The sequence below is a fragment of the Flavobacterium sp. CF108 genome, assembly GCF_900129795.1.
Taxonomy (GTDB): Bacteria; Bacteroidota; Bacteroidia; order Flavobacteriales; family Flavobacteriaceae; genus Flavobacterium.
The window spans coordinates 152552-179419 of the sequence record NZ_FQWW01000003.1; the positions used below are offsets into that span (position 1 = coordinate 152552).

The 26868-nt window shown below is 33.8% G+C and carries 19 protein-coding genes and 3 tRNA genes; 11 read left to right on the forward strand and 11 right to left on the reverse strand.

Going from position 1 to position 26868, the window contains the following annotated elements; genetic code table 11:
* Positions 1-70: 70 nt before the first annotated feature.
* The 3 genes from BUE10_RS09285 (at position 71) to BUE10_RS09295 (ending at position 3964) form a co-directional block, all read left to right on the forward strand.
* Positions 71-1303 (forward strand): glycoside hydrolase family 27 protein, encoded by a 1233-nt coding sequence (locus tag BUE10_RS09285; RefSeq protein ID WP_073484488.1) that lies wholly within the window; start codon positions 71-73, stop codon positions 1301-1303.
* A gap of 11 nt (positions 1304-1314) precedes the next feature.
* The gene (locus BUE10_RS09290; RefSeq protein ID WP_083598059.1) at positions 1315-2280 is read left to right on the forward strand and encodes a glycoside hydrolase family 5 protein; all 966 of its coding nucleotides are present in this window, start codon (positions 1315-1317) and stop codon (positions 2278-2280) included.
* Between the two features lie 592 nt (positions 2281-2872).
* Complete coding sequence (locus tag BUE10_RS09295) at positions 2873-3964, forward strand: outer membrane beta-barrel protein (protein WP_073484489.1); 1092 nt, start codon at positions 2873-2875, stop codon at positions 3962-3964.
* A gap of 481 nt (positions 3965-4445) precedes the next feature.
* Here BUE10_RS09295 and BUE10_RS09300 read toward each other — a convergent pair whose 3' ends face one another.
* The 5 genes from BUE10_RS09300 to BUE10_RS09320 form a co-directional block, all read right to left on the reverse strand.
* On the reverse strand, positions 4446-5351 hold the full coding sequence (locus BUE10_RS09300) for an N-acetylmuramoyl-L-alanine amidase (RefSeq protein ID WP_073484491.1): 906 nt from the start codon (positions 5349-5351) through the stop codon (positions 4446-4448).
* 33 nt (positions 5352-5384) lie between these two features.
* Positions 5385-5939 carry a hypothetical protein gene (locus BUE10_RS09305; RefSeq protein ID WP_073484493.1) on the reverse strand — a complete coding sequence of 185 codons (555 nt, stop codon included), beginning with the start codon at positions 5937-5939 and terminating at the stop codon, positions 5385-5387.
* Between the two features lie 42 nt (positions 5940-5981).
* A complete protein-coding gene (gene rimO / locus BUE10_RS09310) occupies positions 5982-7292 on the reverse strand; it encodes a 30S ribosomal protein S12 methylthiotransferase RimO (RefSeq protein WP_053473847.1) in 1311 nt (436 codons plus the stop codon).
* Between the two features lie 163 nt (positions 7293-7455).
* Positions 7456-8985: an OmpP1/FadL family transporter gene (locus BUE10_RS09315; protein ID WP_073484495.1), complete on the reverse strand. Its 1530-nt coding sequence runs from the start codon at positions 8983-8985 to the stop codon at positions 7456-7458.
* Positions 8986-9035: 50 nt separating this feature from the next.
* Positions 9036-10037, reverse strand: a complete 1002-nt coding sequence (locus tag BUE10_RS09320; protein WP_073484497.1) for a hypothetical protein — start codon at positions 10035-10037, stop codon at positions 9036-9038.
* 101 nt (positions 10038-10138) lie between these two features.
* Between BUE10_RS09320 and proS the strand changes: the two genes are divergently transcribed.
* The 5 genes from proS (at position 10139) to rpsT (ending at position 12401) form a co-directional block, all read left to right on the forward strand.
* Positions 10139-11617, forward strand: a complete 1479-nt coding sequence (gene proS / locus BUE10_RS09325) for a proline--tRNA ligase (RefSeq protein ID WP_073484499.1) — start codon at positions 10139-10141, stop codon at positions 11615-11617.
* Positions 11618-11695: 78 nt separating this feature from the next.
* Positions 11696-11767, forward strand: a tRNA-Glu gene (locus BUE10_RS09330).
* Between the two features lie 40 nt (positions 11768-11807).
* Positions 11808-11879: transfer RNA gene (locus BUE10_RS09335), tRNA-Glu, on the forward strand.
* A 44-nt stretch (positions 11880-11923) separates the two neighbouring features.
* Positions 11924-11995, forward strand: a tRNA-Glu gene (locus tag BUE10_RS09340).
* A gap of 154 nt (positions 11996-12149) precedes the next feature.
* The gene (rpsT, locus tag BUE10_RS09345; RefSeq protein WP_053473851.1) at positions 12150-12401 is read left to right on the forward strand and encodes a 30S ribosomal protein S20; all 252 of its coding nucleotides are present in this window, start codon (positions 12150-12152) and stop codon (positions 12399-12401) included.
* Positions 12402-12577: 176 nt separating this feature from the next.
* Here rpsT and BUE10_RS09350 read toward each other — a convergent pair whose 3' ends face one another.
* Both BUE10_RS09350 and BUE10_RS09355 read right to left on the reverse strand, forming a co-directional pair.
* The gene (locus BUE10_RS09350; RefSeq protein ID WP_053473852.1) at positions 12578-12988 is read right to left on the reverse strand and encodes a response regulator; all 411 of its coding nucleotides are present in this window, start codon (positions 12986-12988) and stop codon (positions 12578-12580) included.
* Positions 12989-12994: 6 nt separating this feature from the next.
* The gene (locus BUE10_RS09355) at positions 12995-14650 is read right to left on the reverse strand and encodes a PAS domain-containing sensor histidine kinase (RefSeq protein WP_234984728.1); all 1656 of its coding nucleotides are present in this window, start codon (positions 14648-14650) and stop codon (positions 12995-12997) included.
* 222 nt (positions 14651-14872) lie between these two features.
* On the opposite strand from BUE10_RS09355, the gene typA reads away from it, so the two are divergent.
* A complete protein-coding gene (typA, locus tag BUE10_RS09360) occupies positions 14873-16669 on the forward strand; it encodes a translational GTPase TypA (RefSeq protein ID WP_073484503.1) in 1797 nt (598 codons plus the stop codon).
* 103 nt (positions 16670-16772) lie between these two features.
* Here typA and BUE10_RS09365 read toward each other — a convergent pair whose 3' ends face one another.
* The 3 genes from BUE10_RS09365 to BUE10_RS09375 are packed head-to-tail and all read right to left on the reverse strand — an operon-like array spanning position 16773 to position 20886.
* Positions 16773-19118: a T9SS type B sorting domain-containing protein gene (locus tag BUE10_RS09365; RefSeq protein WP_073484505.1), complete on the reverse strand. Its 2346-nt coding sequence runs from the start codon at positions 19116-19118 to the stop codon at positions 16773-16775.
* A 15-nt stretch (positions 19119-19133) separates the two neighbouring features.
* On the reverse strand, positions 19134-19970 hold the full coding sequence (locus BUE10_RS09370; RefSeq protein ID WP_073484507.1) for an ABC transporter permease: 837 nt from the start codon (positions 19968-19970) through the stop codon (positions 19134-19136).
* 7 nt (positions 19971-19977) lie between these two features.
* Positions 19978-20886 carry an ABC transporter ATP-binding protein gene (locus tag BUE10_RS09375; protein WP_073484508.1) on the reverse strand — a complete coding sequence of 303 codons (909 nt, stop codon included), beginning with the start codon at positions 20884-20886 and terminating at the stop codon, positions 19978-19980.
* Between the two features lie 107 nt (positions 20887-20993).
* Between BUE10_RS09375 and BUE10_RS09380 the strand changes: the two genes are divergently transcribed.
* Positions 20994-22046 (forward strand): hypothetical protein, encoded by a 1053-nt coding sequence (locus BUE10_RS09380; RefSeq protein WP_073484510.1) that lies wholly within the window; start codon positions 20994-20996, stop codon positions 22044-22046.
* A 92-nt stretch (positions 22047-22138) separates the two neighbouring features.
* The gene (locus BUE10_RS09385; protein ID WP_073484511.1) at positions 22139-22996 is read left to right on the forward strand and encodes an SdiA-regulated/phytase-like domain-containing protein; all 858 of its coding nucleotides are present in this window, start codon (positions 22139-22141) and stop codon (positions 22994-22996) included.
* A gap of 142 nt (positions 22997-23138) precedes the next feature.
* Here BUE10_RS09385 and BUE10_RS09390 read toward each other — a convergent pair whose 3' ends face one another.
* Positions 23139-26867, reverse strand: a complete 3729-nt coding sequence (locus tag BUE10_RS09390; RefSeq protein WP_073484513.1) for a metallophosphoesterase — start codon at positions 26865-26867, stop codon at positions 23139-23141.
* Between the last annotated feature and the right edge of the window lies 1 nt (position 26868).

A 26868-nucleotide genomic window follows, 5' to 3' on the forward strand; every position in this document is an offset into this window, starting at 1 on the left:
TAGTTTAAGATATTCCCTAATTGAAAAGTTAGGGAATATCTTTTTATAATGTCTTTTTAAATTTTATAAAATGAAGAAAATTATTTTAGGATTAGCTTTATATGTTTCTGTTTTCGGCTTTAGCCAAGGAAATACACATACACAGGCAGGAGGTAAATTTGAAGGTTTAGCCATGACGCCGCCAATGGGATGGAATTCGTGGAATACTTTTGCAACCAACATTGATGAAAAATTAGTAAAAGAAACAGCAGATATAATGGTTTCGTCTGGATTGGCAGCGGCGGGTTACAATTATATAGTATTAGACGACGGCTGGATGGCCAAAGAACGTGATGCAAACGGAGATTTAGTTCCCGATCCGGTTAAATTTCCTAACGGAATGAAAGCACTAATCGATTATGTACACAGTAAAGGTTTAAAATTTGGTTTGTACAATTGTGCCGGAACCCAAACCTGCGCCGGGTATCCGGGAACTCGCGGTTATGAATATCAGGACGCTCGTTTTTACGCTAAATTAGGAATCGATTTTTTAAAATACGATTGGTGTAATACAAAAGGAATTACTGCGCCAGAAGCGTATACAACGATGAGTAACGCATTAAAAACGGCTGGAAGACCAATTGTCTTCAGTCTTTGCGAATGGGGTGATAATCAGCCGTGGGAGTGGGGGAAACCTGTTGGAAATTTGTGGAGAATTTCCGGAGATATTTATCCTTGTTTTGACTGCGAATTTAAACATCCTGAAAATTGGTCTTCTTGGGGATTTATGAAAATTGCCGAAATGAGAAAAGACATTCGTAAATATTCCGGCCCCGATCATTGGAATGATTTTGATATGATGGAAGTTGGAAACGAAATGAACGATACCGAAGATAAATCGCATTTTGCCATGTGGTGTATGCTTTCTTCGCCATTATTTACAGGAAATGATTATAGAAAAATGTCAAAAGAAACATTGACGATTTTAACCAATAAAGAATTAATCGCTGTAAATCAGGATAAATTAGGAATTCAGGGCTTCAAACATTCGGCAGAAGACGGTCTAGAAGTTTGGGTTAAACCTTTGTCAGACGGAAATTGGGCAGTTACTTTTTTAAACAGAAGCGAAGTTCCTAAAAAAATTAATTTCGATTGGAAAAAGAATGCAATAAAAGATGTAGATTTCGGCTATGAAGCTGATTTTAACAAAACTACATTCAAATTAAAAAATCTTTGGACAAATAAAGATTCAGGAAATACGAAAAAGAATTTTACAGCAGAATTAGCTTCACATGATTGCATAACATTGAAATTGTCTCTTTAAAATTTAAATTTATGATGAGGTTTAAAAAATTAACTACGATTTTATTCTTATTAGTATGCTGCTTTGCACAAGCACAATTTGTAAAAAAACATGGTCAATTAAGTCTTCAGGGAACTCAGTTAGTAGATAAAAACAATGAACCCGTTGTTTTGCGAGGATTAAGTTTCGGGTGGCATAGTATGTGGCCGAGATTTTATAATGAAAAAGCCGTAAGCTGGCTCAAAAAAGATTTCAATTGCAATGTTGTGCGTGCCGCAATGGGAATCGAACTCGGAGATTACTCCTATACTAATGATCCTCAATTTTCAAAAGAAAAAATTGAAGCCGTGATAAATGGTGCCATAAAATCTGATATCTATGTAATTATCGATTGGCACAGTCATAATGTTAATTTAAAAGAAGCAAAAGCATTTTTTGCAGAAATGTCCCAAAAATACTCTAAGTATCCTAATATAATATATGAGATATTTAACGAACCCGATTATGAAACCTGGTGGGAAGTAAAAACCTATGCCGAAGAAGTAATAAGAGTAATAAGAGAAAATGATCCCAACAATATCATATTGGTAGGATCGCCGCATTGGGACCAGGATGTTGACCTTCCGGCAGAAGACCCAATTTTAGGATACAATAATATAATGTATACCATGCACTTTTATGCCGCTACGCATGGTAAAGAATTAAGAGACCGAACAGATCAGGCATTAAAAAGAGGTACTCCAATTTTTATATCTGAATCTGCGGGAATGGAAGCTTCTGGCGATGGACCTTTAAATGTAAAAGCATGGCAGGAATATATTGACTGGATGGAATCAAAAAAGTTAAGCTGGATCACATGGTCCGTTTCGGATAAAGATGAAACTTGTTCTATTTTGCAAAAAACGGCAAAATCAGAAGGAAAGTGGAAAGATGAAGATTTAAAAGAATCCGGAATTAAGGTTCGGGAATTTTTAAGAAAATATAATATGCAAGAATAAAAAAAACTTTTTTATATAATAAGGAAGCCTGTTCAAATTTGAGCAGGTTTTTTTGTTTTAGGAACCATTTTTTGAGTCTTGAATTACATCTTCAATGGCTGTTTTTAGTGATTTATTTTTGTAGGAATTTTTGTTAAGCTTTGATGCTGTTGGATTTCCTGAGTATTTGTAACTGGGTTTTGTTTTGATGTTTTATTTTGAATAATACCCCTAAAAAATTATGGGGTATTTCTTTTTTAAAATGTTTTTAAGATGATTTTTGGTCTTTTTTGCATGTATTATTTTGTTTAACCCTTGTTTTTTGGCTTAAAACATTAAAAAGGCGTTGTTGAATTTTCAAAAACAAAACGCTATTAATGTCAAATAACGATTATTGGCAGTTTAATTTTTGTAATCCATAATTCTTCACTGTAAATACCAAAAAAGTACTTTCCAATTATTCTACTCATACAAAAGTTAATAAATTCGCTAATGAAAATGAAGAGGTTTTAGGGGGAGATTCAAGGTTTTAAAAAATGACTTATACTATTAAATAGATATATAAACGATTAACTAACCAAAATCAAATTAATAACTAAAAACCAATTAACACATGAAAAAAGTATTTTACATTTTAGCTGCCACTTTAACCAGTTCTTTTGCTTTTGCACAAGAGGATGAAAAACCAACTTCGCCAGCAACTACATGGGGAGGGTCTGCGGACGCTTACTATAAATATGATTTTTCTAAACAAATGAACGGATTAACGAGCTTTACCAACTCTCAGGATTCGTTTGAATTAGGAATGGCTTCGATTGAAGCAAGTCATACTTTTGGAAAAGCTTCTGTTTTTGTAGACTTAGGTTTCGGAAAAAGAGCAGGAGAGTTCTCATACAATGAAACAACAGATAAAGATATAAACGCTAAATTTTTAATTAAACAATTATATTTCACTTACCAAATTACAGACGAATTTAAAGTTGTTGCCGGTAGCTTTGGTACACACGTAGGATATGAATTAGTAGATGCCGTAGACAATAAAAACTACAGTATGTCTTATGCTTTCTCTTATGGACCATTCTTTAATACTGGGGTGAAAGCACAATATACTAAAGGTAAATTTACTGCTATGTTTGGTATTACAAACCCAACAGATTTTAAATCGGCAATGGATGCAGGTTCAACACAAAAAACGTATATCGGACAAGTGGGTTATGTTGGCGAAACAGGAAGTGCTTATTTAAACTTTACATCAGGAAGTACAAATCCAATTCCTGGAAGTACAATACCAGTTTCTGATGAGAATAAAACACAATTCGATTTGACTGCTTCAAAAACAATAAGCGACAGTTTCGGACTTGGATTGAATGCAACTTACGCTAAAACGAAACATGATTTTGATAGTACTTTAGATGGTGAGTGGTTTTCATTAGTAGGATATGCAAATTATTCATTCAGCCCATCTTTGCTTTTAGCATACAGAGTTGAATATTTTGATGCAAAAGATGCTGCTCCAAGTTTAGGAACATTAACAGGATCTAATGTATTTGCAAACACAGTTTCATTAAACTACAAAGTTGGAAAACTAACAATAATTCCTGAGCTAAGATACGATGCTGCTTCTGAAGATATCTTTTTAGACAGCGATGCTGCTCCAACAGGAGGGTCATTCTTCGCCTTGCTTGCTACAACATACTCTTTCTAGAGATAAAGATTGATATTTTTTTTTTTTTGGAGCTGTCGAAACATACTAATGTTTTGGCAGCTTTTTTATTGGATGTTTTTTTTTGCCACAGATTTAAAGGATTAAAAGGGATTTACTTTTGCTCTTTGAGTTGATGTTTTTTTGCCACAGATTAAAAGGATTAAAAAAGATTTTTTTTGCCACGAATTTCACGAATTTTCACGAATTAAATTTTGCTTAATTTTTGAAAATAATTGCGTAAATAATTATTAACAAAGCTTTTAGCATAAGTCTTAAGTCTATTTTTAGCATACCCTTTTCACCACAAAGAATTAGTGAAATTCGTGAAATTCGTGGCAAAAAAAACATGAGCTCAAAGAATAATAATCTTTTTAATCCTTTTAATCTGTGGCAAAACTTCGCATTTTATGAAATAACTAACAAAAAAAACGCATTTCTATAGATTTAGAAATGCGTTTTTTATGTCTTTTAAAACAAATGCTTACTGCAGTTGTTTTTTGTATATAGAATATATTGTATCAATTGTTTTGCGGTCAAGCGTTGAGGTTGCATCTGTTTGAATATAATGCAATTTGAAAGCCTGAATAGCTGCAGAAAGGTTCTTTGTGTTGTAACCAATAATTCTCAATGCAGGTTCGATTTTAAAATCAAATGGTGCTTCTTCGAGAACTTCATCCGGCCAGATTCCAAAACCTTTTTCAGCTAATGTTTTCCACGGAAATAAAGCACTAGGATCTTGTTTTCTTCCCGGAGCAATATCAGCATGGCCTAAAAAGTTTTGAGTTGGAATATTGTAATCCTTTTTAAGTTTTGTCAGCAATGCTACTAAACTGTTGATTTGTGCCTCAGTAAAAGGTTTAAAACCATTATTGTCTAATTCAATTCCTATAGAAGAAGAATTTAAATCAGTATTTTTTCCCCAAGTAGACGCTCCTGCATGCCACGCTCTTAAATAATCGTTCAGCATTTGAACCACTTTTCCATTCTCAGAAATTATATAATGAGCACTAACCTGTGTTTTGGTTTTAGTGAAAGTGTTTATAGTCTGCTGAATAGAATCCTGAGCAGTGTGATGAATGACAACAAAACTAGGCTTTCTCAAGTTGAAGTTTACAGTTCCAATCCATTCTGTGCTAATTCCGTTTAATAAAGCAGTTGAACCCGTTTTAGACAACGTATCTTTGATAATACCTAATTGAGAAGCATAAGTAGTATCAATAATTAACGGACTTATCGACGGAATTGTTTGTGCTTCTTTACTCGTAATTTGATTTTCTAAAGTCTTTAACTGCTGGTCATAAGCTTTTTCAGTATGCTTATACGGATTTGTTGAGCAAGAAGTAATAATAATTGCTAAAAACAAATAACAAAAATGTTTTTTTGCCATGGTTAGTTACATTTTATAATAGAATAAGAACAATTATTCCTGAACTTTTTCAGCTGGTTTTCCTTCTTCTTTATCCTCTTTTGAATCTTTATCTTTTTTCTTTTTTGATTTTGTCTTTTTAATCTCTTTAAAATCAGCCATGAAATTAGTGTACTTCTCTATCTGGTCAGGATTTAAAAAAGCAGTAACTTTTTTAGTCATACTTTCTTTTAAAGCTTTTAACTGCTCCATTTTTTCATCCTGGCTGCTGCTTTCATTTTTTATAAGAATTCCTTGTTCTCTCAAACCGTCGGCAAAAACATTTGTAATTGCAATTACCTGAAGTTCATCAAGATTTACCGCAGGTTTCATTTGCTCGACAATTTTTGCAGCAGTTTCTTCAACAGGTATTTCTTTTGGTTTGCTGGTATTGCCTTGCGGACCTCCCATCATACTTCTGTCCATGCCCATTCCGCCGCCTCTTCCGTAGCCGCCTCCACCATAGCCATTGCCGTAACCATTACCATATCCGTTTCCGTATTGAGCCGAAGCAAAATTGAAACAGAATAATGTAAAAACTAATAGAATTAAGTTTTGAGTAGCTTTCATAAAGTTGTTTTGTCAAAGGTTAGCACTAGTTTTACGGTAAATTTAAGCAGGTTCTCCGTATAAATCAAATTCTGTTGCTTCAATTATCTTGATATTAACAAATTCGCCTGTTTTTACGTAATGTTTAGACGCATCTATTAAGACTTCATTATCAACATCCGGGCTGTCAAACTCAGTTCTGCCCACAAAATGAGCGCCTTCTTTTCTGTCAATAATACATCTAAAAACCTGTCCAACTTTCTCTTGGTTCAAATCCCATGAAATTTGCGATTGTAATTCCATTATTTCATTAGCTCTTGCTTGTTTTACATCATCCGGAACATTATCCTCTAATAAATAAGCATGTGTGTTTTCTTCATGAGAATAAGCAAAACAACCCATTCTATCAAACTTCATTTCCTGAACAAAATCTTTTAAGATTTCGAAATCTTCCTGCGTTTCACCAGGATATCCAACAATTAAAGTTGTTCTAATTGCCATTCCGGGAACAGCAGCACGGAAATCTTTTAATAATTGTGTTGTTTTAGCCTGAGTTGTACCACGACGCATTGATTTTAAAATAGAATCTGAAATATGCTGCAACGGAATATCAATATAATTACAAATCTTAGGTTCACGCTTCATTAATTCCAAAACATCCATTGGAAAACCAGTAGGATAAGCATAATGCAGACGAATCCACTCAATTCCTTCAACAGCTGCCAATGCTTCTAAAAGTTCTGCAAGATTTCTCTTTTTATAAAGATCTAAACCGTAATACGTTAAATCCTGAGCAATCAGTATTAATTCTTTAACGCCGTTTTTAGCTAAACCTTGTGCTTCCTTAACTAATTTTTCAATTGGCTGCGAAACGTGAGAACCGCGCATTAACGGAATTGCACAAAAACTGCAAGGTCTGTCACAGCCTTCGGCAATTTTTAAGTAAGCATAATTTTTAGGAGTAGTCGTTAATCTTTCTCCTAATAATTCATGTTTATAATCAGCTCCTAAAGCTTTCAATAATTGAGGTAATTCAGTAGTACCAAAATATTGATCAACATTTGGAATTTCTTTTTCTAAATCAGGTCTGTAGCGTTCAGATAAACATCCGGTTACGAAAACTTTATCAACTAATCCTTTGTCTTTTTTGTCTGCATATTCCAAAATCATGTTTACTGATTCTGCTTTTGCATTATCAATAAAGCCACAAGTGTTTATTACAATAATGTTTCCTTCATCCTTAGTTGCCTCATGAGTAACTTCTTTTCCGTTTGCACGAAGCTGACCCATAAGTACTTCACTATCATATACATTTTTTGAACACCCAAGAGTGATTACGTTAATTTTGTTCTTTTTTAAAGACTTGGTTCTCATACTTTTATAAATTGGAGTGCAAAATTACACTTTTTTATTCAAACACCGCTTGTTTCGGTTTCTTTTAGGTGTTTTTTGTGAAGAGCTTCTTGATATTTTGTGTCAAAAAAAATCCGCCAAGTAAAAACCTGACGGAAATTTCCATTCATCTATTTATTCTTAATTACAATTCAAATAATAAAGTCAAAGAAACATTATTCAGAGTTGAGGTAATGTTTGCTCCGTCAGTAAATCCTTTAGAAAAGAATCCTTGGTTAGATTTTCTTTCTGCATAAGCATAAGCTAAGTCTAATTTGGTTGCTCCGAAGTTATACCCTAAACCAGCAGAAAAACTGTTTAAGTCTCCAACTGTTGTTCCGTTTTTATAAGGACTTCCTTCAAAACGATATCCTCCTCTAAGGCTTAATTGTTTTATTTTAAATTCAGCTCCAACTCTTAATTCTCCATTAGTGGTTAATTGATTGCTTGTTTCAGCATTTAAATCTCTAAAATCGGGATCATTTGTTGGTTTAAATTTTGCATTACTGTAATCTTTAATGGAGTAGTCTACACTAATTAAACCTGATTTGCCAAATATATAGGCTCCGCTGAAAGTAAATTTTCCAGGAGTTTGTAAAGTATAAGGCTCGTAAACGTTTATAATATTTGGATTTACATCATAAAAATTCTGTACCCCACCTGTAGCTTCTGTAGTTGTATAAACGCTTTGAGAAACTTCGTCGTATAATTCATACCAAGTATTTGATTCGTATGCTAATCCAAGTCTAAAAGCTTCAGTAACTTTAGCGATTGCTCCTAGTTGAAAAGAGAATCCGTTACCATAAGTATATAAATCATTATTAAATGTTACATCAGAAATAGTTGGTGTTCCAGTAAGTGGAGCGTTGTTAAACTCATAAAAACTACTTGATCTCCTGTAATCTGTTACGTGTACATTTAAGTTTGCTCCCAGATAAATGCGATCATTATATGATGTTGCAATGTTAAAACTTACTTTGCTGTTGTAACCTCTTTCGTAAATATTGTTTTCCTGATAATAACTTTCTCCAGTTGGTACATTAGAGGTGTATTTTGTGTTGCTGTCATTATTAGCGACTGGATTTATCAAAAAGCCTTCATAGCCAAAATAAGCTTGTTGTTGCTTGTAAGTTTGATCCGCATAATCTATGTTTCTTATTGCTCCTAACTCAACACCATTATTTTTTAAAGGATCTCCATTAGCATAAGCTAGGAAATAGTTAGCTACAGAATTGTTAGGATTTCTTCCTGCAGAGAAAGTATTGCTGTTGAAGTTATTAGTGTTCTCGTAGCTGGCTCCAATTGCTATTTTATTCCACCCTTTATTGTTAGGATTTCGGTCTTTGAAAACAAAAACTCCGCCAGCCTGATTTAGGATGAAAGAATTGTCTTTGTCCTGGGTTTCACCATCGTTAAAATATTTTGAACCATTATTAATGTTTTGATTGCTTAAAGTGATTCCAACTTGATTATTGTTGAAAATAGCAGATCCCGCCGGATTTACGGTTGTGGCAGATAAATCACCTCCTACGGCTCCAAAAGCACCACTCATTGCTCTAAATCTTGCAGTTCCGGTTATGTTATCTTGTGAATATCGTAAGGCATCAGAAACATCCTGAGAATGTGAGACGCTGACAGTTAGTCCTGTAATTAAAAGGAATAATATTTTTTTCATTTGGGTAGATTTTTAAATATATAAACTAGATGTGGAAAAGAAGGAAAATGTTACCTTCTTCCACCTCCGCCTCCGCCGTATGATCTTCCACCGCCGCCACCGCCGCCGCCAGATGATCTCATGCTTCCGCCTCCTCCGCTGTTCATTGAGCGTGAAGGGCTAGGAGAGTAGGTTCTTGAAGAACTGCCATTGTTGCCATTGCTGTAGCTTCTTGTATTAGTAGTAGTGTTTGATCTTCTGTTAGAATAATCGTAGCTGTTACTTTGACCTTGAGAATAACTTCTTCTGTTTGTAAATGTTGGACTGCCAGAATTATAAGTTCTACCGTTTACAGCAGAGCTTCTTCTGTAATCAGAATAACCATTTGATCTGTTAGTGTAGTTTCTGTTTGTAGTATAGCTTCCTCTGTTAGAGTAGTTTCTGCTGTTTGCAAAATTTCTATTTGTAGCATAACTTCTGTTTGAAGCGTAGTTTCTGCCTCCGTAGTAAGCTGCAGATCCTCTTCTTCCGTAGCTGTAAGCGTAGTTACCGTAGTAACCGCCTCCCCAGTATCCAGGATAACCCCATCCAGGTCCCCAATACCCAGGGTATCCCCAAGCGTATCCGGGATATCCCCAGCCGCCGCCCCAATAACCGCCATATCCCCATCCGTATCCGTAGTAAGGGTATCCCCATCCGAATCCGAATGACCATGTTGGGTCGGAATAAACGTTTACTGAAACATCTGAATTACTGCTTCCCCAAGCCGGGTAAGAAGCTACAGCAGCAGTTTGTGTGCTGTCGCTTTCTGCATAATTACCATAATTGTCTACATCTGTAAAAATTTCAGTAGGCTGGTTATCATCTTGCAGTGATTTGAAGTAGTCTTTATATTGATTGTTTGCGTTTGTGGTATTTGTTTGAGCATATCTGTTGGTAGAATTACCATATACTCCATCATTGTCATTATATGAAGTGTTTTGGTAAGAACCACAGGATACTGCTAGAAAACTCAGTAATCCAATTAAGTAAAAAGAACTTGAGTTTTGGCGGAGAGTAATATAAGTTTTCATATCTGTGGTGTTTTTTATTGTTGCACATTACAAAAATAGTTAGTTTTGTCAAACTATTTAGTTAAAATTATTAAAACAAAATTTGTGCCAAACTATATAATATGAGTAAGAACCTTACTACGCGATCAGAAGATTATTCTAAATGGTATAATGAGCTGGTTGTCAAAGCAGATTTAGCTGAAAATTCAGGAGTTAGAGGGTGTATGGTAATCAAACCGTACGGATATGCAATTTGGGAAAAAATGCAGGCAGAGTTAGATAGAATGTTTAAAGAAACAGGACATCAAAATGCTTATTTCCCTTTATTTGTCCCTAAAAGCATGTTTGAAGCTGAGGAGAAGAATGCAGAAGGATTTGCAAAAGAGTGTGCTGTTGTAACACATTATAGATTAAAGAATGATCCGGATAAGCCAGGGAAATTAATAGTTGACCCTAATGCAAAATTAGAAGAAGAACTTATTGTTCGTCCTACGAGTGAAGCAATTATCTGGTCTACATATAAAGGATGGGTTCAGTCTTACAGAGATTTACCTTTACTAATTAATCAATGGGCAAATGTTGTACGTTGGGAAATGCGTACGCGTTTGTTTTTAAGAACTGCTGAATTTTTATGGCAGGAAGGGCATACGGCTCATGCCACAAAAGCAGAAGCGATTGAAGAATCTGAAAAAATGATGAACGTATATGCTGATTTTGCTGAAAACTTCATGGCGATTCCAGTAATAAAAGGTTTTAAAACTGAAACGGAACGTTTTGCCGGAGCAGATGAAACGTATTGTATCGAAGCTTTAATGCAGGATGGAAAAGCATTACAGGCTGGAACTTCTCACTTTTTAGGTCAGAACTTTGCAAAAGCCTTTGATGTGAAATTTGCTAATTCAGAAGGAAAACAAGAATACGTTTGGGGAACTTCTTGGGGGGTTTCTACTCGTTTGATGGGGGCTTTAGTAATGACACATTCAGATGATCAGGGATTGGTGCTTCCTCCAAACTTAGCTCCAATACAAGTTGTAATTGTTCCGATTCATAAAACAGATGAGCAGCTGGCTGAAATTACGGCAGCGGTTAACGAATTAACTGCTAAATTGAGAAAACTTAAGATTTCGGTTAAATATGATGACAGAACGACGCAAAAACCAGGATTCAAATTTGCTGAATGGGAATTAAAAGGTGTTCCTGTTAGAATTGCTGTTGGGCCAAAAGATCTAGAAAACGGAACTTTTGAGGTTGCAAGACGTGATACTTTGACAAAAGAAGTTGTTTCTGGAGACGGAATCGTAAATTATATTAATGACTTGTTAGAGCAAATTCAAACAGATTTATTTAACAAAGCATTAGACTATCGTAATACACATATTACAGAAGTGAATAGTTTTGAGGAATTTAAAGAAATTTTAGAAGGAAAAGGCGGCTTCGTATCTGCTCATTGGGATGGAACTGCAGCAACTGAAGAAAAAATAAAAGACTTGACAAAAGCAACGATTCGATGCATCCCTTTAGATGCTGTTGAAGAGGCGGGAACCTGTGTCTTTACTGGGAATCCTTCTTCAAAAAGAGTGCTTTTTGCTAAGGCGTATTAAAAATTTTTATTTTTTTTTGCATCAGGTATTGTACATCTTAAAAATAGTTGTATTTTTGCATCCGCATTAGAGAAACACGGTCCGTTCGTCTATCGGTTAGGACGCCAGGTTTTCATCCTGGTAAGGGGGGTTCGATTCCCCCACGGACTACTTTTTTTTCTGCAAATAAGTTATTATACTTGATGTTAATGGTCCGTTCGTCTATCGGTTAGGACGCCAGGTTTTCATCCTGGTAAGGGGGGTTCGATTCCCCCACGGACTACAATTTCAATTTTATTTAAATTGAAGAAAACTTAGAATGAAACTGGTCTGTTCGTCTAGGGGTTAGGACTCCAGGCTTTCGTCCTGGTAACAGGGGTTCGATTCCCTTACAGACTACAAAATTAGTTGTAAATAAGTTTTGTAAAATAAAAATTGGTGTCTCGGTTTTTGTTTTATTAGTTAAAACCAAAGTGATTGTTTTGCAATTGTGGGAGGTTTTTCTTTTTTAACTAGTATTTATAATTATTATTACATCTAAAATTAAAAGAAAATGGCAAATCATAAGTCAGCATTAAAAAGAATCAGAAGTAACGAAAAAAGAAGAGTTCTTAACAGATACCAGCATAAAACTACTCGTAATGCTATTAAAGCATTAAGAATAGCTACTGATAAAGCTGATGCAGCTGCAAAATTATCAACTGTAATCTCTATGATTGATAAATTAGCTAAAAAGAACATCATTCATGATAATAAAGCTTCTAACTTGAAGTCTAAATTAACTAAGCATGTTGCTAAATTGTAATTAATTACAATTTCCTAAATATACAAAAAGTCCTCTTTTAGAGGACTTTTTTTGTTTACACTTGTTTGAAAACTCCAATTTTTTGAAATTCCAAATTCCAATCTAGAGTTGGATTTTTTATATAGTAGATTTATTTTGTTTGGAATTTGGAATTTCAAATATTGGAATTTACCAATCTATGTGATTTTCTTTTTAAGATATTCAAGCATTGCCTGAGTAATAGGTTTTGAAAGAAAATCTATTATAATGGGATATTTTTTTGCTTTCGCTAAATCATCGGGATCAATTGTAGAAGATAATACAATGACTTTTGCGGTGTTGAATTCGGCATAATCAGCAGAAGTGAAATGGTCTAAAAACTCCCAGCCTCCCATTACAGGCATATTTAAATCTAAAAAAATTAGTTCTGGTTTTTTGTTTACTTTATTCTTGTTGTTGGTATATTTTAAAGTATTAAAATGGTGTAATGCTTCTTCGCCATTTTGAGCAGTAATAATTTCATGCGAAAATGAAGATTTTGAAATTACTTTTTTGCATAACATCAACGTAATTGGGTCGTCGTCAATGCATAAAATTTGCTCAAGCATAATGTATTAATTTTTAAATGTTATAGTAAACGTGGTGCCTTTATTGACTTCACTATCAATACTAATTGTTCCTCCCATAGTTTCTACCTGGGATTTTACAAGATACAAACCTAATCCTTTACTGTCAGGATAATTATGAAATCTTTGATAAAGTCCAAAAACTTTATCACGATTTCTTTCCAGATCAATTCCAATTCCGTTGTCCTTAAAGGTTAAAATGGCGTGATGATCTATTTGATCTGCTGTAATTGATATTTTTAATTTTCTGTTTTCAGATTTATATTTTATAGAATTGGTAAGCAGATTCAATAAAATGCTCTCAATATAAGCTTTATTGGTAATTAAAAGCGGAACTCTGTCAAATTTTAATTTGATAATAGGTTTGTGTAACTCAATTTGAAAAGACAGCTGGCTAAAAACATTTTCGAAAACTTCTTTTAAAGAAACCTCTTCTTTTTGCATAGAAGGGTTGTCTTTTATGATAATCACTTTTACTAAATCATTGATGGTTTCATTTAATAAATGAGTTGATTTTGTAAAACCGGCCAAAATTTCTTCCAGTTCTTCATTTTCGATTGGGATATCTTCAATTAGATTTAAAAGTCCAATTAAATTAGATAATGGTGCACGAAGATTGTGCGATGTTATATAGGAGAATTGTTTTAAATCTTTATTGTTTTGTGTAAGTTCTCTAATAAGATGTTCTTTTTCTGTTTCCAGTTTCTTTTCGTCTGTGATATCTCTTTGAATAGAAATCCAGTGTGTGATTGCTCCTTCATTATTGAAAATAGGAATCATTGCAAAACGTACCCAATATTCTTCTTGAGTTTTAGTATACGTTATGGTTTCAATTACACATTCTTCTTCATCTTTTATAGCCCGCAAAAGTTTTTTTAATTCTTCCGAATCAGATTTTGGACCTTTGAATATATTGGTTGATTTCCCGATAATTTCATTTGATTCATAACCGGACATTTGCGAAAATGCCGGATTCACGTAAACAATTTTTGGTATTTTTCGATCTTGTGAGTTGGCTTCGGTAATTAAAATAGAATCTTTAGATTGCGTAATTACTGTTTCTAAAAGTTTTAATCGCTGTTCTTCTTCTTTTTGTTTAGTAATATCCTGAATAGCTCCAATCATTCTAATAGCTCTTCCGTTTTCATCTTTTAGTAAAAAACCACGGTCTAAAACATATTTATATGTTCCGTCGGCACATCTAAATCGGTATTGATCCTGCCATTTTTCTGTTTTTTGTTCGATAAAAGAGTATAACTTGATCGACATTCGAATGCTGTCTTCAGGATGAATTTTATCAAACCACCACTTTGAAGTCTTTCCAACTTCTTCTGGATTATAGCCAAAAACGCTCTCAATTCCTTTGTTCCAATTTATGGTATCTTCCTGAATTTTCCAGTCCCAAATAGTGTCACTTGTCGCCTTTGCAACAATGTCATATTTTTCGTTTGATTCCTTAATTTCCTCGTTTGTACTTTTTAATTTCTGAAATACAGAAATATTTTTAGTCTCATTTGTCGAAAGTATGTATTTGAAAATGAATGCGGTACTGATTATGAATAAAACATCTTTTGCAAAAAAGAAATAAGAGTATTTTGCTTCAAAAAAGTAGTCTATGAGTAAATTATGACAGACTATTGCCATAATTAGCGATATGATAACGTAAACGAGAGTAATTTGGAGAGTTTTACTTTTCATTACTCAAATATAGTTAAATTAACTATAATTAAACAATAAGTAAAGTTCATTTTGAGGTTCAAATTAACACTAGATTAATGAACTAATTACTTGTATATACGCAAACTATCGCAGAAACGTTTTTTTTATCAAAATAAAGTGTACTTTTGCACCCATTAAAAATCACAAATGGAATCTATTAGAAATATTGCAATTATTGCCCACGTCGATCACGGTAAAACCACTTTGGTTGATAAAATTATGTATCACTGTCAATTATTTCGTGACAACGAAAATACAGGTGATTTAATTCTTGATAATAACGATTTAGAGCGTGAGAGAGGTATTACTATTACTTCTAAAAACGTTTCTGTTCAATACAAAGGAACAAAAATCAATATTATCGATACTCCTGGCCACGCGGATTTTGGAGGTGAAGTAGAACGTGTATTGAACATGGCCGATGGTGTATGTTTACTAGTGGATGCCTTTGAAGGTCCTATGCCGCAAACTCGTTTTGTATTACAAAAAGCTATTGACTTAGGTTTGAAGCCTTGTGTAGTTATCAATAAAGTAGATAAAGAAAACTGTACTCCAGAAGAAGTTCATGAGAAAGTTTTTGATTTAATGTTTGAATTAGGTGCTACAGAAGAGCAATTAGATTTCCCAACTGTTTATGGTTCTGCTAAAAACAACTGGATGTCTGATGATTGGAGAAACCAAACTGAAAACATCGAGCCTTTATTAGACATGGTTATTGCTAATGTGCCTGCTCCTAAAGTTTCTGAAGGTACTCCGCAGATGTTAATTACATCTTTGGATTTCTCTGCTTTTACTGGACGTATCGCTATTGGTCGTTTAGAAAGAGGTATTTTGAAAGAAGGTATGCCAATTTCTTTAGTAAAAAGAGATGGTACTGTAACGAAATCAAGAATCAAAGAATTACACACTTTTGAAGGTCTTGGACGTAAAAAAGTTACAGAAGTTATTGCTGGTGATATTTGCGCCGTAGTTGGTATTGAAGGTTTTGAAATTGGAGACACTATTGCAGATCACGAAAATCCTGAAGGTTTAGCTTCTATTGCTATTGATGAGCCTACAATGAGTATGTTGTTTACAATCAATGACTCACCTTTCTTTGGTAAAGAAGGTAAATTTGTAACTTCTCGTCATATTAGAGAAAGATTGACAAAAGAATTAGAGAAAAACTTAGCTATGAAGTTAGGTGAAACTGATTCTGCAGATAAATTCATGGTTTTTGGCCGTGGAGTACTTCACTTATCTGTTCTTATTGAAACAATGAGAAGAGAAGGTTATGAATTGCAAATTGGTCAGCCGCAAGTTATTATCAAAGAAATTGATGGTAAAAAATGTGAGCCAATTGAGGAATTAACAATCGATTTACCAGAAAATCTTTCAGGTAGAGCAGTTGAGTTCGTAACAGTTCGTAAAGGTGAAATGTTGAGTATGGAAACTAAAGGCGAGCGTATGATTATTAAATTTAATATTCCATCTCGTGGAATTATTGGTTTAAGAAATCAATTGCTTACAGCTACTGCTGGTGAGGCTATTATGTCACACCGTTTCATTGGATATGAGCCTTACAAAGGAGAAATTTCTGGACGTAACAAAGGTTCATTGATTTCTATGGAAAAAGGAAAAGCTATTCCTTATTCTATCGATAAATTACAAGATCGTGGTAAGTTTTTCGTTGAACCAAATGCTGAAATTTACGAAGGTCAGGTGATTGGTGAAAACTCTCGTGGTGATGATATGTGTGTAAACGTAACTAAAGAGAAAAAACAATCTAACGTTCGTTCTTCTGGAAATGATGAAAAAGCGAGAATTATTCCACCAATTATTTTCTCTCTTGAAGAAGCTTTAGAGTACATTCAAAAAGATGAATATGTAGAGGTTACACCAAAATCTATTCGTTTGAGAAAAATCTATTTAACAGAGACAGATAGAAAAAGATTTAAAATCTAATTAGATTTAAATTTCAATATAAAAATCCCAAATTCCAATTAGGAGTTTGGGATTTTTTTTATGATTGAAATTTGGAATTTTATAATTTGGAATTTCAAAAACATTATCTTTTCAAACTAAAATGCCCTTTCACATTTTTGCCGTCTGCAAAAATTAAAGTAAACCAATAATCATCAGAAGGAAGCGGCTGTCCATTAAAAATACCGTTCCATCCCGGACTGTTTTGGTTCATTTGTTTCAAGAGTTTTCCGTAGCGGTCAAAAATATTTAAGGTATAATTGGGTAACAAATTAGAATCTCCAATAAGCCATAAGTCATTGAAAGTATCGCCGTTTGGCGTAAAAAATCTAGGATAATCTAAAACATAAACCACAAATGCATTAGATAATCCGCAGCCATTTTTATCTCTTGCTACTGCTGTGTAAGTTCCAGCAGGTACGCTTGTAAATAAGGGTTCGTTTTGAAAAGTAGTTCCGTCTAACGAAAATTCATAATTTCCAACTCCGGTATATTCAATAGAAACAGAGTTTTCATTTCCTGAAAAATCTTTTACAACTGCATTGGTTATAATTGCAGGTTCAGATAAAATAACCTTGAAATCTTTCGTTTTTTCGCAGCCATTTGCATCTGTTACTGTTACCGAATAATCGCCTGGAGTAGTAACTATCAAGATATTAGTATTATTTGTTGGTGCAGTATTCCATGAATAACTGCTAAAACCAGCTGCTACAGATAAAGTTGTATCTCCATTTTGGCATAAAAATGCGGATTCATCCTGAAAATTTGGCGGATCAAAAGTATTAACTACAAGATTGACTGGTACAATATCATAACAATCTGGCCCGTTTACGACTCTTGCATATATTCTTTGATTAAAAGCAGTTGTATTTTTAAAGATATTCGGTAATGGATTTATTTCAACCAAAGCATCATTTGCATTTAAATAATAAGTAGCAATCAATCCGCTTGGAAGCCCGGCAGTTATTACTGGCGTAACTTCTGTATTTAAATCAAATTGATAAAGTCCATCCTGAATTTCGTCTCGGTCACAAGTACTTATCGGACTCGGATCTGGAATTGAAGTAGGAGCAATTTTTAAGGTTACTTCGGCAATTTTAAAACAGCCAAATTCATTTTCTAATCTGGCATACACAATTTGATCTGCATATTTATTGATATACATTTCAGGCTTTACAATTTTATTGGTTTTAGCCTGCGCCTGCGCTAATGTTTCGTAATACCCTTCATTAATAATATAAGCAGCATTATTTTTAACAATATTGTTGGCTTTATCCAAGTTAAAAATTGAAATTCCATCTGTATTATCATCACATTGAAATAAAGAAGTATTTGAGGAAAGAATTTCTGGAGCGTAATCAATTTTTATTTCTCCAGATAATATACAAGTTGTACCAATTACAGTAGCTTCAACTCTATAATTTCCGGCACTTGTAACCTTATAAGCTGCATTTGTGCTAAGCGTATTAGTAGGGTCATTTTTTCTAAACCATCTAAAAGTATAAGTAGCAGGATCAAGATTGCTGTTAAGATCAATTTCTTCTCCAAAACAAGCAGGATTATTTGTGGCAGTTGTACGATCTTGCCCAAGTAAAATTTTAGAAGCAAAACTTCCGGCTTCAAGGAAAATAGCAGATTCCAGATATCTATACGTATCATCGGCCACTACCAATTTTACATGATATGTTTTTCCTGTAGTTACGGTAGTCTGTGCCGTCATAACAGTAGTTTGTCCAGCATAATTTACGGGACTGGTATTGTTATTTAAACCATGAAAATAATTTTCATTTGAAGCCGCACAGCCTTGATAGTTAATTCCGCCGGGTCTTGTTCCGGGTTCAATTTTCGGGCGGATATTAATAGATGAAACAGGGGTAGTTGTATTAGGCAGTACAGCTAAATTTTTATAAGGATCAGTTGTTCCTGCTTCTTTAATTAAAAAAGCAAATCCATCTGAAAAGTTACATGGATAATCGTACTGATATTCATTTGAAGCAAAAATATAATTAAAACTTAATGCACTTGTATAAGCAATAAAATCAAATTCTAATACTGTTGCGTTGATAGAATGAATACCTAATATTTGATCAAGATCGCTGTCACCAAGCCAGTTAGGGCTGTCGCTGCTGGTCAGGTCACTAACAAAAGGCCCAACGGCACTTTCAGCAGTTGATGTTGCCAGTACTATTCCTTCGGCAAAAGGAAAATTACTTCCGTTGCTGTTAAAATAACCAAAACTCTGCTTTCCAGGCCTGAAATTATCTCCGTTTCCTGTTGAATTTGTAGCAGCAGCACATGAACTATTCACCAGAATATCTTCAATAAGCTGCTGCGGTGTTTTTTGATCATCAATAGTGATAAACTGCGCATTTACCTTTGAAGATAAACAGCATAAAAATAAAATAATTAAAAAACTTTTTGCCTGATTCATAGTATAACAAATATACTATAAATCCCGATTTTTCAATAATTTGTAAGAAAAATATACGAATAAAAATGTCCAGATTAATACAATTAAAATTGCAAAGTAGCTTACGCTATAATCGATATCGGTATTAATTCCCATTTGTGTTCCAATGTTCTTAACTACAGATAATCTTGGACCAGGATTAACAATTAAATTGGCCATTGATTCTAACGGAAGAAACTGTGTAATTTTTTCATCGGTATCACTGTCTGGGAAAACTGTAAAGGCAAGGTAACCTCTAATTATGGCTTCGATTATATTCCAGACTAAAAGAAAACCTAATGCAAAAGCCGATCGTTTTACCAAAATTCCAAGAAATAAACAGAATGAAAAGAATCCAGTTAATTTTACAAAAAAGGCTAGAAGATAATCTAAGTCACTAAAAATAATATCAAGTTCAGTATAGGAGGAAAAAATCAATCCTAATATTAAACTCATGATGAAGATGAAAACAGTTGAGGCAGCTGAAAATAAAACTACAGTAAGGAATTTCGAGAGAATAAATTCTTTTTTACTCAAGCCGTCAATTAAATTCTGTTTCAGTGTTCCGTAGCTGTATTCGTTAGCCATCATGGAAACAATTACGATAGCAAGAAATAATTTCAGAATAGCGGCAACATAAGTATTGAAGTGCCAAATGAAAGGAAAATTAAAAATTCCCATCTCGGCCAAATGAAGTTTAATAGGGCCAATATTAAACTTAATAGAAGCGATTAAAGCTATAAATGAAAGTAAAATAAAATAGGTTAAAGTTAAAATGCGACTGGCTTTATTCATCCAGATTTTTTGCAATTCTATAGAGATAAGTCTTTTCATGGCTTAGTTAGATTTTTGGATTTGTATTTTTGGTTAATTCTAAAAATTGGGCTTCCAAACTATTTTTACGTTTGACCAAATGACTTAAAATAATATTTTTTGAAAATAAAAACTGATTCAATTCCTGAGCAGATAAATCGGCTTTTAAGTAAACCAAAACTTTTCCATCTTCATCCTTTATTTCTGCAACGGCCTGATGGTTGTATAAAGCAGATTTTAGTGCCAGATTATCATCTGAAGAAATTTCAAAGAAACCTTCATTTGCAGACATTCCATCGACAGAACCAGAATACAAAACTTCGCCTTTTCGTAAAACAACAACATGAGAACAAACTTTTTCGACTTCGTCTAATAAATGAGAAGCCAGTAAAATTGTAGTTCCCTGCGAGGCAATTTCTTTAATAATATCTCTAATTTGATGAATTCCCTGCGGATCTAAACCATTTGTTGGCTCATCTAAAATCAAAATTTCAGGATCATTTAAAAGTGCCGATGCAATTGCCAAACGCTGTTTCATTCCCAGAGAAAAAGTACTGAATTTGCTGTTTTTTCTTTCAGATAAACCAACAAGATCAAGCTTTTCTCCAATTTTAGAATAATTGATGCTTTTAATTTTGCAGACCAATTTTAGGTTTTCTTCGGCGGTCATGTACGGATAAAAGTTCGGGCGCTCGATAATAGCACCTACTTTTTTCAAAGCTTCATGCGTTTGTACATTTCCGTCAAACCATTTATAATCGCCTGATGTTCTGTTTACAACACTTAAAACAATTCCTAAAGTGGTCGATTTTCCACTTCCGTTAGGGCCTAGAATTCCGTAGACGTGGCCTTTTTGTATACTAAAAGATACATTTTTAAGCGCCTGAATGCGCCCGTATCTTTTACTGAGATTCTGAATAGTAAGGATGGTTTCCAAATTTATTTCGGTTTTAGTTTTTAGTATGACGATTCAAATTCTATATTGTTACGCCAAATTTATTTTTATCAGCTTATTGATGTAAATTTGTAATAAAGATATTCAAAATGAGCGAACCGTTGATGGTGTTAAAGAAACCTTCTTTTCCTTTAACACAGCCACTTTTAAGTTATTTAGACAGATACGAGCGTATTTCGAAAGTATCTGTGTTTTATGATGACTTATTGCGATTTTCGGGTTCGGTTAACGTTTATGATAAAAATGAAACCGATACGCTATGGATTCGGGTTTACTATAATGAATTTGAACGAAATGAAATTGACCTCAATTTAAAGAAAATCTACTCGCTTTTGCATTCTGATGGAAACAACGAGATTATTCAGTTTCTAAATATTGATGCCATCGACTATTGTACTTTTGGAAATTCAAAACCTTTTAGAATTAAAGTCCGTAATATTCTCAACGATAACTACGTCCACTTTTATATTAAAAAAGCCGATGCTTCAAGGATTTACGGATTAGAATTAGAAGATATTCTTTCGCCGGATAAAATCAACTTTTTGGTTTACAACGACACTTTAATCGAAGAACATATTATTGGGATTCCCGGCGATGTTTTTATGGATACGCTGCTCGATAAATGTACCGAAATGGAGAAAGCGCAAATCGCCAAAGAATTCGTTAAATTTAACGAACGCTGTATGATTAGGCTTTTGGGCGATATGAGAGCGTATAATTATGTCATTGTCCCAATTCACGATTTCGATCAGGTAGTTTATAAAATTCGTCCTATCGATTTTGACCAGCAGTGTTATGAAGGAAACTTCAAAGTATATCGTCCGCAGTTTTTTAAAGAAAACTATCCCATGATTCAGCTGATTAAAGAGAAGCTAGAAGAACGTTCGATCATCCAATATAAAGATGAAGAAAGAGCGATTCTGGCCAAACGAATCCATTCTGCCGAAAACAGAATTAAGAAATTATTGAATATAATGTGTCACGATACCATTTCGACAGAGGAACATCTAAATCAATTAAAAATGGAATTGTACCGATACACAAACGATATGAAATTTAAAAACGCAAGATCAATGGGACACATCATGCAGGCGGCATTTGAATTTATCATCCGTAATTTTAAAAACACGAACTTAGTTTAAAGTTATTGGGCCACAGATTACACAGATTGAACGGATTAAAGAATTAAAAAAAAAATCATTTTAATCTGTGGCTAAACAAAAAAATCAATCTTATGAAAAAAACTTTTTTAGTAGCCGTTTCTATTGTTTTATTAGCTTGTCAGCAGCAATCTGGTGATGATTTGAAAACGCTTTATTCGCTTCCGAAAAAATTAAAAGAAGTTTCGGGAATTACGTATTTTCCGCAAACCAATGTGATTTATACTTTGGAAGACAGCGGAAATAAAAATGCCATTTATGCTATTAATTCTAAAGGAAAATTAGAAAAGACAATTACAATTTCAAATGCCACAAATGTGGATTGGGAAGATATTACCAAAGATAAAACAGGAAATATTTACATTGGTGATTTCGGAAATAACGATAACGAACGTAGAGATTTGTGCATTTATAAAGTGGCCAAAAATCAATTGAATAAAGATGTGGCTTCCGCCGAATATAAAATCTCATTTTCATATCCGGAACAAACCGAATTTCCTCCAAAGAAAAAAGAACTATTCTACGACGTTGAAGGTTTTTTTGAACACAACGGTTATTTTTATCTTTTCACCAAAAACCGAAGCAAAGGTTTTGACGGAACTGCTTTTATCTACAAAATCAAAAATGCAAAAGGAACCCAAAAAGCAGTTAAAATAGGAGAGTTTAAAACGTGCAGTAATTATAATCATTGTGTTTTAACAAGCGCAACTATAAGTCCAGACGGGAAAAAAGTGGTTTTATTAAGTCACGATAAAATAGTTCTGTTTAAAGATTTCAAAGGAGATTTATTCCACAAAGGAACCCAAGCCGAAATAAGCCTAAACCATTTCTCTCAAAAAGAAGCAATAGTTTTTAAAGACAACAACACCTTAATCGTAGCCGACGAAAAAACAAACAAAATAGGAGGGAACGTCTACGAATTTAAGCTCTAAGTTGCTAGGATTCTAAAAAAAAGTTTGCCACGAATTACACAAATTTCCACGAATTAATTTTAAACAAAAAATTAGTGAAAATTAGTGAAATTAGTGGCAAAAAAACTTTGAACCTTTGTCGCTCTGAACCTTTGAACCTTTTTTAAAAACTGTAAGCTGCTCCAAAAATAACTCTCCCCACTTCATCAGGAGATTTAAAGTAAGAGATTCTGGCCGTTAAAACATTAATAGCATTCAGCCAAAAACCGCCGCCGTAATCTTGATGCCATTTTCTGGATTCTTCACCGTCAAGCCAAACTCTTCCGTAATCAAAACCACCTAAAATTCCGTACGTAAATGGAGCAATCGTTTTACGGATTTTACCCAGACTTAAACGCAAATCAGAGCTTTGAGAAAAATAAGAATTTCCTAAAAAACGCTCATTTCTAAAACCGCGTAAATCAGTATCGCCGCCTAAAGCAGCGCCTTGATAAAATTCGTAATTATTATTAAAAATAGCTTTTCCTTTTACATAAGTTGCCAAAACCAGTTTTCCGTTATGATCCAATTTATGGGTGAAACCTAAAAAGCTTTCCAGTGTTGGGAAATTTTTCTTTGTATCATCTAAATTGGTTGTCCATGTTGCGGCAATCATAAAAGCCATCCCTAGATTTGGTTTTGCAGCAAAATCAGAGTTTTTAAAAAGATATTTTATTTTTAAACTTCCATAATTCTGACTGTTAAATACATCAGGATTTACAATACTTGGGATGTTGATAAATCTGTTTTCTGTTTCTTCAACCGTCATTCTCTGGAAAATTGGCTGAACACTAAACTCACTTCCATATCTTCCAACGTGGCGAATGGCAGTCGAAGCATTAAATTTTCTGATTCGCACACGGTTATAATCCATTCCTAAATCATCATTATATTGAGATTCATTTCCGTAACCAAAATAATTCATCGCAAAATTTGGAGTCGTATAAAGCGATTCAACATCAATAACCCATTTTCCTAATAAACCCGGGAAATGTGCAGCATAATTGAACTCTAAACCTCCAGTTGCGAAATAGTAAAAAGCATTTAAAACATGTCTTTGTGTGTACGGATTCTGCTTAAAGTTATTTACCGTGTAATTTAAGTTAACACCTAATTTTACACCATCATCTGGATTAAAACCAATATTTGGTAAACCGGAAACAACATTATATTTTGGTTTTTGAAAATTATATTGGTTAACGTCATAATCGTCTGTTAACTGCGTTTGGGTTTTAGAATCTAAATTATAAGTATTCTCTTTTGATTTAAAATCGTAAACAATAACTTTTCTTCCGTTTTCAATATTGTACGTATCATTGTTTTGACCGCCAATTAAACGAACTTTAATTCTCGATTTTTGATCGCCTTTTACTTCAAAAACATCATTATCATCTAAACCATAAATCCATAAATTTTTGGTTTTAGCATCGTTTACTGTTTTGGTATAAACTAATTCATCGCCTTCTTTCTTCACTCTGAAAACCTGAATTTCAATACTTTTTCTGGCATTATGATTCAAAACAAACTTGTCTTTTTTATCTGTCCCCGCAATCATAACCGTTTTGCTCAAAACATCAGAATATTTTGCCGCATATTTTTGAAGATCTCCTTTTCGGATTTTTAATTTTCGAATGATATCGTCAACCGTTCCATCCTGAACTTCTTTTGGCATCGCTTTAAAAGCATTTTCAATATCACTGTCAGATAAATTATCCTGAATAAATTTAGCCTGTTCAATCCAGTCTTTTTCTTCTGCAGTTTTTAGAAAAGCCAAATCCATAGGATAAGGTTCTCTGCTCAGCCATTTTACATTGCCAATTTTATCTTTAAAAGTACGCATGTGTCGCAATGCCGGAATGTTCATTAAAATAGAAAGCAGCGCACCATCATATTTTGCAAACGCCTGATCCCTGTCTCTTGGAATTGGCCTGTAAATAACTTTGCCGTCTTTTTTAAACTCAGCCCAGCGCCATTGATCGGCGTGACGGTCCCAATCGCCAATCAACATATCAAACAAACGTGCTTTTATATATTCTTTTTCGTCAACAGAATATTTTTCATCTTTATGAAGATTAGCCATCATATCATCTGTACCAATAATATCGCTTGGATTGCCGAAGTCTTTGCCGTCTAAATGATTATCAGCTGGTCTTTCTTCCACCATATACAATTGATCTCCAAAACCTGCATTAAATTCGCCTAAACCGTTTTGTTTTGGGATATAATATAAAACAGGATTGGTATGCAAAACACCAATTTTGTCTGACATACTGCCAGTTACAAATGGAGCGTATGGATGTGAAGTGGTATAAAAATCAAATAAGAAACTTTCTGTATAAGTATCTTCAAAATCATTAACAATGTATTGATCTTTAAAAGCTACAGATTGTAAAAATACCGATGCACTTTTTTTCATGCCGCGCATTACATATTCACGTTCTTTTGGATCAGACATTCTTAAAGAAACAGATTGATGCCCGCCGCCTTCGCGAATAGGTTTCAAACCGCCTTTTAAAGTATCTAATGTGGCTACAGGAACATTTATAGGCATGCTGTAATATTTTCTGTAATGCTGTCCGAATAAAAATTTATGGACCAAACTTTTATCTGTCATTTTAGTAGAATAGATAGAAGTTGTAATTCTTGGAGGGAAATTATTCGGAATATTTGAAGCCCAGTTAATTTCTTTTGCTTTTATAATTTCACGTTCAAAAAGCAGTTTTTCTTTATTGTTTTCATTTCCATAAAATGAAACTTTAGCATCGCCTCTTTTATATAAAGTTAAAGCGGCATAACCGTTTCCGCCATACGAAAAATCAAACGGATTTATAGCTCTTGCAGCTTCAGATTTTGATCCGGCGCCGCTGATAATCTGTTGAATATTTTCTTTGCTGATATATTGCAGGTTATGATCGTGTCCGGAAACTACAATTACATTTTGCTGCTTTTGCAAAAGTGTTTTTATTCGTTTTGCATATATCGTATATTGTTTATTTTGAAGATCCTGAGGACTTACTCCAGATGTTTTTCTCAATAAATTAATGAAAGATCCAATTACCGGAAGAGGGATTTTTTTCTCTAACGGAAATAGTTGTTTTTCCCAAGAATATTGACCGCCGTGACTTCCGTTGGTTAATAAAGGATGATGGATTGCCAAAACAACCGTTTTTTCCTGATTTTTGTTTAAGATGCTTTCCAGTTCCTTAAAAAAATCTTCTCTCGTTTTTATGCTGCAATTATCATTTATTGTAGGGTGATTATCCCAATCTTCCAGAAACCATTCACTGTCAATAGCTACTAACGTTGTTATACTATCAATTTTTACATCTTCGATTGGGCAGGATTTCCTTGGCAGAAAAGCTTTTTTATCATTTAAATTTTTTGTCACAAAATCGGCCTGTAATTCCAGACCTTTTATACCGCTGTACCAATCGTGGTTTCCGGGAATAAAAATTGTTTTTCCTTTAAAACCCTTAGCTAATTTTAACTGGTTCGTTAATTTTGTTTCTGCCAAAGCTTTATCATCAGCATTGTCAGTAGGAAAACCTTTCGGATAAATGTTGTCTCCTAAAAAAAGTAAAGTCGATTTTTTACTCGCTGTTTTAAGTTTTTGATGTAAAAGTTCAAGTGTTTGCTGTGCCTGCTCTTCATCAGCATTTCCGGCATCTCCAACAAGATAAAAAGTGTGGGCAATTTTTATAGTATCTGTTGCGTTTTCTGTTTCGTTAGCGCTAACATCTTTTCCGTACTGCGCCTTATGTGTGGCACAAGAATAAATAAATGTTAAAGTTATAATTGCTAATGAAAATTTTTTAACCTTAGCAATAAAATGATTATCCAAAAACAATTTCATA